The sequence below is a fragment of the Flavitalea antarctica genome, assembly GCF_054461535.1.
In genome coordinates this window covers 60,049-74,145 of sequence record NZ_JBTLQG010000032.1, presented here as the reverse complement: position 1 = coordinate 74,145, position 14,097 = coordinate 60,049, and the positions used below count along the sequence as shown (strand labels likewise).

Genomic DNA, 14,097 nt, shown 5'->3' with positions numbered 1-14,097 from the left:
GGCATAACCCTTGCCTCTATGTGCTGCATCAACTGAAATACCTATTAATGAAGAACATGCTCCTTTATCTTCAATCCGAACCTGCCCAATTGGGAGATCGTTTTCATCAACAAATAAATAAATTGAACAACTATCTGACACCAACTTTTCGAGGAACCACCGCTTGTGGTGATCAAGGCTGATTGGTTCTTGATTATATGAATTTCTACGGGTTGTTTCGTCGTTTGCCCACTCGTAAAATAACATCATATGCTCTTTACCAGGCTTCCTGAAACTAAGCACTTTTAAGAGCTTTAAATGCGGCTAGCAATCTTGTTCCTGATAACCCATCGAATACCCTGGCTTGATTAGTAATGATAGTGTTCACCAGCTCTATATTGTTCATTTTTTGTAGGTATTCTGTTAAGTCCGGTTCGGAAACTTTATTGAAATCATTGACCGAAACGCAACAACCTTTTCTCTCAAGCTGTTTAAGTATTGCTACCTGGTTGTCTGCAACTGTCCCAGTCAACAAACCTGATTTTACACAACATACTTCCAGGGCGATTGAACTTGCTGAACTAATTGCAATATCCGAATGGTAAATATGGTGTACCATCTGTTCGGCGCTTATATTTGACAACTTCGTAATTTTCTTCATCCCCCCTGCTCCATGGGTAATAGATTCAAGCTCGATTGTATTCTGGTATGCGCTGCCGACTACTATTGTTATCGCTTCGATGAATTCGCATGCAATACATGCGCGAACCGCTTTTACTGTAATATTAAATGGGTCAGCACCACCCATGCATATAAAAACTGAATTTATCTTTTCAGTTATTTTAGTATTTGACGCAGCAGAAAGGAAATGTGGCCTGACTACCGTATAATCAAAGCCCATTAATACCGCGGTGTGCGGACCGGTTTTATACCTTGGCCTTAGCGATTCGTCTCCTTGATTAATAATTAAATCGGCAACATATTGCTGATCAGCTTTGTCGTCTAACATGACAAGGGCCGAAGATATTAACTTTATAATAGTTTGGTACTGCAGATCAAAATAATACCCATCAAGGACAATGATGTCATCAGGCAAAACTTTATGGGCAATTTCTAATAATTGTTCCTCTGGGGTCTCCTTCTCAAGAATGTCCAATTCAAAATGTTGTTCTATAAGGACCCTGACGGATGCGCCTGGTTTACAAACCAAAAACCGACAATGAAAGTGATCTTTCAAAATCTCTGCCAATCCCAAACATCTGTATATATGGCCAAGGCCAATAGTTGAATTGCCATCTGCACGAAACAAAACTCTGTTATTTTTTTTCAAACAGCCACCAGGTTATGTCGTCAAAACCACCTTTGTCATAAATTTCTCCCCACAAAAAGCCATAGTCAACGAGTTTTACTTCAAAATTTTGTAAAAACAATTTACCGAAGTCTTGTTTAAACAATTTGTTAGCCTGTCCCTGATACTCTATCATAACCGGTGTTCTGCTAAAGTATTCACCTATTAGTATGTATTTCCCAGAGTATTCAAACAGCTTAGACATGTTACTAAGTAAGTCATCCGGATGTATATGGATCAAAACGCCACAAACAAATGTTAGATCAAATGAGCCCGGCTCAAATTTAGACTCTACAATTGGACCATTGAAGTGTTGGCGGATTTTGAAATTCGATGTTACAAAGTCATAAGCTGGCTTACTTATTTCAATGATGGACTTTTGGGCTTCAGGCAATAATGTATTCAAAAACCTTATGTTTCGACCAATATTACATCCGCATTCAAGAACGGAAGTAATATTTTCAGTCTTGTTTAACATCTTTTGCCACCCCTCAACGCCTAAGCTTAGGTCGAAATCATTATTTTTTTCTATGTATTCACTTGCATAATCGTTTGCCCAAAAGTTCTGTTGCTCGTTCAGGTTATTCATCGTTCAAAAAAGTTAAGAATTGATTGGATTACATAGAGTTGCTCCTCATCTGATAAACCAGGATACATAGGTAGGCTCAAACATTCATCATAGTAATTTTCTGAGATCGGAAATTCGCCCTTCCTAAACCCGAGATTTGCATAGTATGGCAAAGTGTGAATTGGGATGTAATGGACCTGGCAAAAAATATTCCTGGATCTGAGAAAATCGTACAACTCCTTCCGTCGCGAAGTCTGAATGATGTATAGATGATAAGCATGCCCCTCTATAAAACCGGATTGTCTCTTTATAAAAGGCTTATCGCAAAAAGAGGCAAAATATTTTTTAGCAAGTATTCTCCTTCTGGCAAGCCCAATATCTGCTCTTTTCAGTTGAGAAATTCCCAATGCTGCCTGAAAGTCGGTAATTCTATAGTTATATCCTAAAACCTGCATCTCGTAATACCAGCCACCATGATTTTCCAATAATTGCGCAGGATCTTTAGTTATTCCATGCGTTCGTAAAAGCAATAATCTTTTATATAGACTTTCATCGTTCGTTGTAATCATGCCACCTTCACCACAAGCAATGTGCTTCACTGGATGAAACGAAAAAATTGCAAGTTCCGCAAGTTCACCGTTTCCACACATTAACTTTCTTCCGTCGGAGCTCATAAAATAACCGCCGGGCGCATGGCAGGCATCCTCAATTATCCAAAGATTGTGTTGGTTGGCAAGGTCCCGGAAGCCTAACAGGTTAATTGCATTACCAGCGAAATCTACAGGTATAATCCCCTGGAAGAAACCCATCGGTTTAGATTCAATTAACTCTTTTGTTTTCTCCAGATCAAGACAGAAATTCTCTTCATCGATATCCGCGAAGTATACGTTTCCACCGCAATATCTGACACAATTAGCTGAAGCAGCAAATGTTATCGGAGAGGTTATAACATTCGAAGTTGAATCTACATTGAGAGCAAGCGTACACAAATGAAGGGCCGCTGTACCATTGCTAACTGCGACAGCATACCTGGCTCCTATATAATCTGCAAATGCTGTTTCAAATTCGGCGATCTTAGGACCTTGAGTGAGGAAGTCCGACTTAAGTGTTTCCGTGACAGCCTTGATGTCATCATCTGTAATTGTCTGCCGGCCATAAGGAATGTTATTCATGACATTGCTTGAAAGTTTGAATCTACCTGGTCTACAATAAGCGTCCGGAGCTGCTCAACTGTAAGCCAATCATTGTTAGTGCCCGAATTATAATTGAATCCCTGGGGCACCTTTTTCGCTTTAAAATGGGCTAAATAATCATCCAGCTTCCAGACCGGAAGTTGAGGCAATATTGCATAATAATCTCCCAAATCATAAGTTGTGAAAGAATCAGAGGATGTAATCATCTCTTCATGTATTTTTTCACCAGGCCGAATTCCAACAACTTTATGCTCACAATCCGGACCAATTGCTTTTGCTACATCCAATATCCGGTATGAAGGAATTTTCGGCACAAATAGTTCGCCTCCCCAGGCGCTCTCTAAAGCATACAAAACCATTTTCACACCGTCTGCAAGGGAAATATTAAATCTGGTCATCGAATCGTCTGTTATCGGTAAAACGCCGTCTTTCCTTTTATTCAGAAAAAAAGGCACAACAGAACCATTCGAACCCATCACATTTCCATACCGAACCACTGAAAAGACAATATCATTGTGCCCTTTGATATTATTAGCAGCGATAAATAATTTATCAGATACCAGTTTAGTGGCTCCATACAGGTTAATAGGCGCTGCTGCCTTATCAGTAGATAGTGCGACAACCTTCTGCACTTTTGATTCAAGACATGCTGTAATGATATTTTCAGCGCCAATGATATTAGTCTTGATGCACTCCATAGGGTTATATTCAGCAATCGGAACATGCTTCATGGCCGCTGCATGTATAACATAATCAACCCCTTTAAGTGCAGTTTTAAGCCGGTCATAATCCCTTACATCCCCTATGAAAAAACGAAGCATAGGGTATGTTTCAAATGGGAACTCATTGGCCATATGGTATTGCTTCTGCTCATCCCTGGAATAGATTACTAATCTTTTTATCCGCGGATAATTATCCAGGACGTGCTTTACAAAGGCTTTTCCAAAAGAACCCGTGCCACCCGTAATTAATACTGATTTGTCGTTTAACATTTATTTTTTGTTGCTAGTTAATTATCTCCCACGTGCTTTCATGATGAAACCCTAGATGCGGGTACTTATCATAGTTAATATACTGACCATTTAAGTTGTTTGAAATAACTTCAAACTCGATGGCATCTTCTATCTCATTATCTATACCTTCATGCCCTCTCTTTATCCAAGTCACCAGGCTATAACTCCCTGGCACTAAACTTAAAGCATCAATACTGCTTTGGACGATATGAACGCCTTTCTCAAAAAACGACTGAAACTTATCCCAGGTATTAATAACACCCCCAAACAATGCCCCGTTATAGTTTGTGAAGGCGTAGCCGATCTCCAGGTCGCTGACATTTTCCAACAATTCAAATTTAACTCTTACCCTTATCTGACTGTTCTTCTGAAAAGATGCCGATAGCTCATTTTGAGAATTTCTCAGCTCAATGGCGATTAGTTTTGAATATTTCTTAGGCCCGTAGTTTTGTGTTAAAGGTAATGTGAGGAGATCAGCAGAAAGGGTGGATTTCTTATTAGCGGATCGATACATGTTAATCCCTTTTTCCTTGTCTCCGCTAAAAGTGACTTTTCCATTTTCGAGAAACAGAATAGAGTTGCATAAGGATGTTATTGCACTCATATTGTGACTTACAAAAAGGATCGTCCGGCCCTCAGCACGACTTACATCACCCATCTTCCCAAGGCATTTTTTCTGAAATTCAGCATCGCCTACAGCCAGCACTTCATCGATAATTAATATCTCTGATTCAAGATAAGCTGCAACTGCAAAAGCCAGGCGAACATACATACCGGATGAGTAACGTTTGACTGGAGTATCTATATAGCGCTCAACACCAGAAAAGTCTACTATCTCATCGAACTTTCGTTTGATTTCGTTTTTTTGCATCCCCAGGATGGCCCCGTTCAAAAAGATATTGTCTCGACCGGTCAATTCCGGATGAAACCCAGTTCCAACTTCGAGTAGGCTTGCCAGCCGGCCTTTTATCTTCATTGAACCGGTGGTAGGAGCGGTGGTCCTACTCAATATTTTCAATAGCGTACTTTTTCCTGCTCCATTTCGTCCAATGATCCCCAGAACTTCTCCTTTATTTAACTGAAAATCAATATCGCGAAGTGCCCAAACATAATCAACACTGCCTTTTTTCGACCTGTCATTTTCTTCACCGATCTGCAGATAGGGATTCTGTTTGCCGCGGATCTCGTGCCACCACCTGTTTAAATCATGGGTCAAATTCCCGGTACTTACTTCCCCAATTCGGTATTGCTTAGAAACATTTTCCACCTTTATCGCCAAGTCACTCATACTGAATTTTAATTTCCTGATTCATTTAAAAACTTTAGACCGTAGATCTAAACGGTATCCATAAAGGTCTTTTCCACTTTATTGAAAAGTAGCAGGCCAATACCCAACACTATGAGCATAAATAGAAAAGTATAAATAAGATCTCCTACATGGAAAGTACCCATTTGAAAAAGAGCATATCTGAACGCTTCTACTATTCCTGTTAAAGGGTTCAGCTTGACAATACTTTGGTAACCGGTGTTGTTTAAATAAGATAGTGGATAAACAATTGGCGTTGCATACATCAATAGCTGCACGCCAAAGCCTACAAGTACTGTTAAATCACGATACTTTGTAGTCAGGGACGAAACAATAATTCCCAATCCTAAACCAATTCCTGCCATTAGGATAATAAGTGCAGGCAATATTAAAATGCTAGAAGAAAAAATGATCGGAAATCCATTGAAATGATAATAGATCATTACCCCGATAAGGAGCAATAATTGAACCCCTAACCTTATAATATTTGATAACACCACAGACAATGGTATAATCAATCTGGGAAAATACACTTTTCCAAATATGGCCGCATTGTGCACGAAGGTATTTGAGGTATTCGTAAAACAAGCCGCAAAATAGTTCCATAGTGTAAGACCACTGAGATAGAAAAGAATTGGAGGAACTCCTTCAGTAGGTATCCGCGCAACTTTACCAAATACAAACATAAAGATTACGCTTGTTAATACTGGTTGTAGGATATGCCAGAAAGGACCTAATACCGTCTGTTTGTACTGTGCTACAAAATCTCTTTTTACAAATAAAAATAGCAAATACCTATAGCGAAGGAGATCTCGTAAGTTCAAGTCAAATAACCCGGAACTAGGTTTTATTTCCAGGTCCCATTTATCCCTAAACGCTTCTATTTGATTATTCATTAAGTATTCGGTAAGAGGTCAACAGATAATAAATGTTGTGTATCATTTAAAACTTCCAACAGTGTATTTACACCAGGGCTCGTATTAAAAACAAGAAACCGTTTTCTATAAACGAAACCTGTGTAAGAATTTTTTAAGCCAACTTTTCTTTGAGTTTTTCTCAACTTCAAAATAACCCTGCGCCTGTCCATAACCATAACCATATCCGCCATAACTTCCGGAGCTATAGTAATTGGAAGTAGCTTTTATATCATTCACAAGCAGGCCCATGTTTGGCAGTTTTTGCTTGATATACAGCTCCTCGATGTATTGAATCTGTTTTTTTAAAGTATATCCCATTCGTACAATGTACATGCTGGCGTCAACATACTGACTTAGGGTGAGTGCATCGCTGACAAGACCCACCGGGGGAGTGTCTACAATCACTACTTCGAAATTTGCGCGGACGTATTTGAACAGATCTGCTAATTTAGGATTAAGCAGCATTTCAGAGGGGTTCGGGGGAACCGGTCCGCAGGGAATAACAAATAAATTTTCTACGTCGGGAACTGGCACTGCCAGCGACTCGACAGGTATGTTGCCCACAAGATATGTGGTAATGCCCTGGGATTTTGGCAGCCCAAGGCCGGTCACTATTTTTGGCTTACGAATATCGAATTCAAGTACTACTGTTTTTCTACCGGCCAGAGCCATAACGGCGGCAGCATTTACACTAATGAAAGATTTACCCTCACCGCTAAAAGTGGAAGTCACAAGAATTACAGGACGGTCGACATTATTGATCAGGTATTTCATATTAGTCCGGATCATCCGAAACTGTTCTGTGACCACATCACGACGATTTTTCTGAACCAACAGCGTTGTTTTCGTCAATGCATGTCCTACCTCCCCAAAAATGGGAGCGTCAGTAACCTTAATAATGTCTGCCCTCGAACCAATCTTATCATTAAATAATTCTCTTAGATAGATAAACCCAACAGGGACTAACAAACCAAAAAAGACAGCTAAGATTTTTGCATTTAATGGCTTTGGCGTCACCGGCATCCCGCTTGCAATCGCTTCGTCCACCACCTGGGAGTTTGAAACTGTGGCCGCCTGCGAAATTAACATCTCTTCCCGGGTTTGGAACAAAAACAAATACAGGGTCTGCTTAATTCCTTGCTGCCTTGAAATCTCAAGCAGTTCCTTTTCCCGAATGGGTACAGAAGCAATACTTGAATTGTATTGCTGATTACGTTGTCTTAGGTTAGCTATTTCCAGATCAGAAATTGAAAGTAGGTTTCGGAGTGTTTCCAGTAGGGTAGAACGCAATTTTTGCGCCTGGACATCAATGTTTTTAATGACCGGGTTACTGGCAGTTGTTGTACGTAGCGTAGCTTCACGTCTTAATTGCAATTCATTGTATTGACCCACCTGTTGCACTAACGTGGGTTCGCTAATCCCGAGAGTAGTGGGAACAACAGTATTTTGATTACTATCGCTTGCAATATACTCCTGTAAATACTTCAGTATGTTTTTTCTTACCTCATGCCCCCTGATGGTATTTTCAATATCGATCTGTCCGCCAACATATAATTGAGACTGAGATTCCAGATTTGTAATTCCCTTTTCCTGTTTGTATTTCTGAAGATCTTTTTCAACATCACCAAGTTCCTTAGTTATTATATTAAGCCGTTCATTGATAAAGGAAATAGTCTGGGACGCCATTTGCCTCTTATCTTCAACATTCAGCTTTTGATACTCAACCATCAACTGATCCAAAATCGCCATTCCCAGTGCAGGATAAGGCGACATATATGTAAGCACGAGGATATTCGATCCATCCCGTACAGGAGATATATTTAATCCACTTAATACAAAAAACGCAGCACTTTGCAACGGCTCCCAGGTTAAAACCTGCTCTCTGTATTGAAGATTTAGGTTAGTCGAATCATGATTAAGAATTCTGAACGTGCCGGATCCATTTTCAAAAGGCTCTCCGAAATGATACCTTTTACCTTCTGCATTGTCCATGCTGAATTCCATAGCATCGTGGACATATATATTTATCCCTATTGGTGAAAGGGAGTCTTTAAGTTTTATGATATCAAGCTGAATGGGGCCATACGGGTAATTTAAAGTGGTCTTTACATTACCCTTGATATAAGTTCTGTTCTGCAGTTTCAATGATGCCGCAACCCTTTTGGCAAGGTTCAAGGATCTGAGTAATTCAATCTCGTTAGATACGTTACTCCTGGCGCTATTAAAAAACATGTTATCCAGTTCGGAATTTGCACCGGACTGAGCCGAAGTTTTTATGAGGAAGGTCGCCTTCGCATTATATACTGGTACCGTATACCTTAAATATAAAAAAGCAATAATAAGCGCAATAGTAATTGATAACGCAAAAAGTGGAAGATATCTGATATACCTTATTAAAAAATCTTTAGCCGTTGTTTTGACGTTCTGGTTCGCATTGGAACTCATCATTTTCTTTTAATCGGGGTTATTAGTTATTATCTATAATGAGGGTATATAAGACGACAAGTGTAGACACCAACCCGGCGACAGTTGCAGCCAGAGTTAAATTACGGGTGAATCCTAATTCGTTCCCACTTGGCTTTCTTTTGTTGGCTTCCACCAAAATCACATCATTTTGTTCAAGATAGAAATAGGGTGATTGAAAAATATTGGCATCCCTTAAATTGATTCTACCAAATTCCCGCTTCCCTTCTTTCTCCCGTATTACCAGTACATTATCCCGCCTTCCATAAACGGTTAAGTCGCCAGCCAGACCTATCACCTCCAGTATCGTTAACCTGCCTTCAGGAGTTGTAATAGGTCCGGGCTTGACAACTTCGCCGATAACATTGACTCTGAAGTTTAGAAACCGAATGTCGGTATATGGTCTAACCAGGAATTCTTTTAGTTTCTCATCCATTATTCGCATCAGCTGGAGTTTTGTCAGCCCTTCCACATGAATAATGCCTAATCCCTGGAATCTGATATTACCTTCCTGGTCTACCAAATATCCAGGAGCGTTGACACCGGCCCCTGCAGTCTCCTGGGCCTGGTTATATATTGCGGTAGCCTCAGGATTGTCGCTGTATACCGTGATTGCAAGCATGTCGCCTTTTTCAATACTCGACTCCATATACTTTACCTCCAGGTTTGCTCCAGAGTCTAACCTTCCAACATTCAAATACTTTTGTTCCTGTCTTAGCCGTTTTTCAGTACCGCAAGATATTACCGTAGCTACGATTGGGATCAAGCAGATCAGCTTGATTATTGTAAGAAGATTATTGCAAGACATATTAGAAAGGGAAATGATATTAGTATGAAATACTCCGTTACTTTTTTATTGCGGAAATCCTGGATCTGTCAATTTTAGCTATTAAGGCAAATCCCAGGCTCTCTATTACCACACGTACTTTATTCTTTGACACGCTTATCACAGTTGCTTCTTTGTCCATAAAAACACCACTATTTATCTGAACTTTTTTGTTAGGCAACAGTTCGAATTGCTCAACCTCAACATTATCGTGATCATTTAAGAATTTTTTGATTGTGTCAATCTCCCTGTCTTTCACAACAGCTGGCTTTCCCAACCAATATACAAAGTTTACAACACCATTTGTCATGCGAACAGCTGTTTTCTCATCTTCATTAACCTTTACAAAAACATACGATTTAAAGAGTGGCTCTTCCACTGTTTTCAGCCTGTCGCTCCATTTTCTTTGAATCCGGTTAAGTGGGCAATAGGTCTGAATTCCTTTTTCCTCTAATAACTGGAACACTTTCTTTTCCCAGCGATGCCTGGTATAGATAGCGAACCATCTTTTTTTTTCTGTCAAAGGATTTGGCTGGATCTAATGAAAGTATAAGTCAATCAGAGGGTGTCAAGGTTTTTCGGGACCATCAACAATGCCGGGTTTCCCGCGTATTTGCCTGGGTGAGTAATGTCTTTTGTTACTACCGCCCCGGCTCCAATCACCACATTGTCACAAATATTAACAGGCAATATAGTCGCATTAGACCCTATCGAGATGTTATTACCCAGCACGGTCTTTTTCCATTTAATTTTTTCTCCTCTGGCGGGCCTGCCCGAAGAAAAGTCGTCATTAATAAACATAACACCATGCCCTATAAAACAATCATCTCCCAAAGTTACTCCCTCACAAAGAAAAGCATGTGATTGGATTCTACAGCGACGGCCCACTACTACACCGGATTGAATTTCTGTGAACGGACCAATAAAACATCTTTCACCTATGTAACAATTATACAGGTTGACCGGCTCAACAAGTTCTACCCCGTCTTCAAACTGCACATCGACAATACCTATCTTTTTTATCGTTGGCTTCAAGCTCATTAATTTACAAGCAAAGCGGCTGCATAAATGCGATTAATTATTTCCACTGTTTTCATCCCTTCCCCTGCACTTGTCATAATATCACCCTTACGACATAGTACCTCAATTATATTTTCAAATACTTTGTCATGGTTGCTCATTGAACCTTGATAGTCACCATAATTGTTTGCGCTTTTACCGGGGTCAGGGATTTCTAAGCGGCCGTTCTCAATACTTTGATACTCTAGTTTATTTAAATATTGTCCTCCCACTTTAACAGTGCCTTTTTCGCCAAAAACGGTCAGTGACCCTTCGAAATTTCTGTCATGGCTATTGGTGGTGTAATTGATGGTACCTATTGCCCCCTTTTCAAACTTTAAAATAACGACACCCGTATCTTCAATTTCAATTTGCCCAATGTGTCCGTAATTTCCTATATAAGCTTCAACGATGGCGACTTCGCCAAACATCCAGTATAATAAATCAATAAAATGACTGAATTGAGTAAAAAGTGTGCCACCATCAAGGGATTTTGTGCCTTTCCATGTATTTTGATAGTAAGCGTCATTTCTATTCCAGAAGCAGTTTAGTTGAATACTATAAATCTTGCCGAGCAATCCGTCTTCGACAGATTTTTTTAATGCTTTAACAGGCGGGTTATAACGGTTTTGTTTTACGATAAACAGCTTTCGGTTGTTTGTTTCAGAAACCTCAATCATTTTTCTACAATCTTCCACATTCAGGGCCATTGGCTTTTCACAGAGGACATGACAACCATTTTGTAATGCCAAAATTGAGTGATGAGCATGTTGACCGTTTGCGGTACAGACTGAAACCAATTGCAGGTCCGGTTCCGAAGCCAACATCTTTTGGTAATCGTAATAAGCCTTCGCCCCAAACTTCTTAGCTAATTTGTCCGCTTTCTCTTGTACAATATCGCAGACAGCGACCAGTCTTCCCTTAAGGGCCATGTTAGAAGCATGAATTTCTGAGATTCGTCCACATCCAACTATTCCAAATGCTATTTCTTTATTCATAAAACTGGCGGATAGGAAAAGCTTCGCCATGCCAATCACACTTCTTAGATGTAACTAACTGTAAAACAATTTATTAAACTCAATCTTCCAATTCTAAAATACGAAAGGGTATAAGCGCATTAAAAACGTACTTATACCCTTAAATCTAAATTCCGTCAATAAATATCCTGTTGATCCGGATATTTTTTTCATGTTTTGGTAGTCCACGAACGATAGCAATAGTATAATTCTCGGTTAGTGACATTGAGATCTCAGTGTTCATTGTATTTCTGCCTGTTGCTATTATTCTTCCGGGTTTCAACGGCGGCAAATATAGGTGATTTTTCACATCCTAAAAAACGACTCACCATCTATTTAGTGTTTTGAAAATCTGAAAATCAATCGTTATGATCACAAGATCAGTCACAAAAACCCCAGAAAAAGCAAACTTCGGGCCGGAATGCTAATCAAACATATTTATCTGAAAACTATGTTTTTTTAAACCCTTTATCGACATTATGGCAATTCCCAACAGCACAATGGCTAATCTGATTTCATAATACTACAGATTAAGGTGTTATGTAAAATCTTTAGATCGGAATCAGTATTTTTAAAAAATTTAGGTGAACAAATTCCGGATAAAATAAACCCCTGTTCTGTACCTGAATGCCAAAAGAATTTCAACAAGCAGGTCACTTAATAAAACACCTCCGCAAACTTTTCCTCTATCCGCTTGACCTCCTCATCCGTCAGCGCCTCGAACTCCTTGGTTCTTGCCCTTTCGGACAATCTGCCCTTGCCTTGTTCGAGAAAACGCACCAGCAGCGCGATGGTCCTGTCGGGCATTTCGAAATGATCATCGAGATAATTTCTCATGAGATCATATTTTTCGAGATAATCTACTTCTTCGGGGATGGTTTCCTCGATGGTCTGGCGGACACAGCTGTATAAAAACTCGGCCTGCTTTGTCGCATCAAAATAGCGATAGAGATCTATCGTGTCATTCATTATCTCCACGTTATTGTTTTCATCGGGTTTCCAGTCAATCAAATCCAGCCGGGGCGAGGAAAAATTTTCAAGTACCCGCCGGTATTCATCAAGCCGCTGCAGTATGATCGCGGATACCGGGAATATGATCCCCCTGGATACATATGCCTTTCTCAGCAATACATGGTGGATCAGGTACCGGTGGATCCTCCCGTTACCATCCACAAATGGATGAATGAATACAAACCCGAAAGCAACCATCGCGGCTGCCAGTACAGCATCAAAGCCGGTATCCTTTTCTAATTTCTGATCGGCCGCTATAAGTCCATCGATCAGTTTATCCAGGTCCTGCCACCTGGCAGAAATATGTTCAGGAATGGGAGCGCCGCTTCTCCGGTCGTGCTCGCCGATAAAACCTTCCTGCTGCCTCCAACCCATCTTTGTAAACCTCGGATTATCTATAACGATCTGCTGTAACCGAACCAACTCTTCTTTATTGATCATCCGCTCCCCTGCCTGCCCGATCGCCCTTCCCCAGCGCTGGGCGCGGTTCTGTGGCGGTCTTTCACCCTCAATGGCATAGGACGCTTTGGAATCTTTCAATAATAAAAATGCTGCGGTCCTTGCCATCACATCCGGATGAATCTTACCTATGATATTTTTTATCCGCTGCGGCAGATCAAGCTTTCTAAACTCATCCAGCAATGCGGTTTTCCTTATCATCGGGCAGAAATCCCTTGTTCCCGGCAAATTGTTCCTCACCCGGTGCCTCTTAAAAATTTCGGGAGCGGCCGTTAAAGCGTATTGTATCGACTCATCGACCAGATCAATATAATTGCCGGAACTGAGATCAGTTAGATCAAGTGTTGTATCCATCAGCCATTCATACAAAAACCAGATCTTCCGGCTGTACTGACCCGTTGGTTCCGAAGCCACCATGGTCCTGATTTCATCTTTCTCCAGTTGATCAAATAACTTCTTTAACAGACCGAGATCTATCCCCTCATATTTTAATGCAAACGTCAGGTGGTCAACCAGCGATTCTCCCGGCATATAACGGGGAGTAAACACCATCCATTCTTCGGCCTGGTATCGCTTATGTTTCTGGCTCACCAGCGCAAGCACCTCAGGCAAGGGGATCTGTAAGTCATAATAGCTCAAAATAGCTCCATAACCCACCAGGTACCCCTCTTCCGGCGCCATTCTCCCATGAAAAACAGTTATAAGTTGTGAAAATTTGTTACCTGACACTATTTTTATGAAATTTGATTATGCCGGCAAATATAGATGCAAATCATGAAAAACAACTATTTCCTGTGAAAAATACCTACCAAAGTGTTCATTCGTGAAAAATGATTATAATCAGCACTGATTCCTGAAAGATGATTACGACTACTTCGCGAAGGAAAAACATTAAAGCAAAATCCTGATTCTCAGAAGTCTGCTATTAATTCACTTAAA

Annotated in this window: 13 protein-coding genes; all 13 read right to left on the bottom strand. The window is 40.3% G+C overall.

Features of this window, described 5'->3' with window-relative positions; all coding sequences use genetic code 11:
• Positions 1-246: GNAT family N-acetyltransferase (locus tag ACX0G7_RS21700; RefSeq protein WP_458925623.1), on the bottom strand; the 246-nt coding region annotated here is incomplete at its 3' end.
• Positions 247-274: 28 nt separating this feature from the next.
• Positions 275-1,309, bottom strand: a complete 1,035-nt coding sequence (gene pseG / locus ACX0G7_RS21695; protein ID WP_458925622.1) for a UDP-2,4-diacetamido-2,4,6-trideoxy-beta-L-altropyranose hydrolase — start codon at positions 1,307-1,309, stop codon at positions 275-277.
• The gene (locus tag ACX0G7_RS21690) at positions 1,296-1,916 is read right to left on the bottom strand and encodes a pseudaminic acid biosynthesis-associated methylase (protein ID WP_458925621.1); all 621 of its coding nucleotides are present in this window, start codon (positions 1,914-1,916) and stop codon (positions 1,296-1,298) included. The genes pseG and ACX0G7_RS21690 overlap by 14 nt, the downstream gene beginning before the upstream one ends.
• Positions 1,913-3,067 (bottom strand): UDP-4-amino-4,6-dideoxy-N-acetyl-beta-L-altrosamine transaminase, encoded by a 1,155-nt coding sequence (gene pseC, locus ACX0G7_RS21685; RefSeq protein ID WP_458925620.1) that lies wholly within the window; start codon positions 3,065-3,067, stop codon positions 1,913-1,915. The genes ACX0G7_RS21690 and pseC overlap by 4 nt, the downstream gene beginning before the upstream one ends.
• A complete protein-coding gene (gene pseB, locus ACX0G7_RS21680) occupies positions 3,064-4,080 on the bottom strand; it encodes a UDP-N-acetylglucosamine 4,6-dehydratase (inverting) (RefSeq protein WP_458925619.1) in 1,017 nt (338 codons plus the stop codon). The genes pseC and pseB overlap by 4 nt, the downstream gene beginning before the upstream one ends.
• Positions 4,081-4,093: 13 nt before the next feature.
• The gene (locus tag ACX0G7_RS21675) at positions 4,094-5,389 is read right to left on the bottom strand and encodes an ABC transporter ATP-binding protein (RefSeq protein WP_458925618.1); all 1,296 of its coding nucleotides are present in this window, start codon (positions 5,387-5,389) and stop codon (positions 4,094-4,096) included.
• 47 nt (positions 5,390-5,436) lie between these two features.
• Positions 5,437-6,303, bottom strand: coding sequence for an ABC transporter permease (locus ACX0G7_RS21670; protein ID WP_458925617.1), 867 nt, complete (start codon positions 6,301-6,303; stop codon positions 5,437-5,439).
• 105 nt (positions 6,304-6,408) lie between these two features.
• Positions 6,409-8,769, bottom strand: a complete 2,361-nt coding sequence (locus ACX0G7_RS21665) for a GumC family protein (RefSeq protein WP_458925616.1) — start codon at positions 8,767-8,769, stop codon at positions 6,409-6,411.
• 22 nt (positions 8,770-8,791) lie between these two features.
• Entirely contained in the window at positions 8,792-9,436 is a 645-nt protein-coding gene (locus ACX0G7_RS21660; RefSeq protein WP_458925615.1) for a polysaccharide biosynthesis/export family protein, read from the bottom strand.
• 196 nt (positions 9,437-9,632) lie between these two features.
• Positions 9,633-10,136, bottom strand: a complete 504-nt coding sequence (locus ACX0G7_RS21655; RefSeq protein WP_458925614.1) for a UpxY family transcription antiterminator — start codon at positions 10,134-10,136, stop codon at positions 9,633-9,635.
• 35 nt (positions 10,137-10,171) lie between these two features.
• Positions 10,172-10,648, bottom strand: a complete 477-nt coding sequence (locus tag ACX0G7_RS21650; RefSeq protein WP_458925613.1) for an acyltransferase — start codon at positions 10,646-10,648, stop codon at positions 10,172-10,174.
• A gap of 5 nt (positions 10,649-10,653) precedes the next feature.
• Positions 10,654-11,670, bottom strand: coding sequence for a Gfo/Idh/MocA family protein (locus ACX0G7_RS21645; protein WP_458925612.1), 1,017 nt, complete (start codon positions 11,668-11,670; stop codon positions 10,654-10,656).
• A 675-nt stretch (positions 11,671-12,345) separates the two neighbouring features.
• Complete coding sequence (locus ACX0G7_RS21640) at positions 12,346-13,887, bottom strand: Fic family protein (RefSeq protein WP_458925611.1); 1,542 nt, start codon at positions 13,885-13,887, stop codon at positions 12,346-12,348.
• Positions 13,888-14,097: the final 210 nt, after the last annotated feature.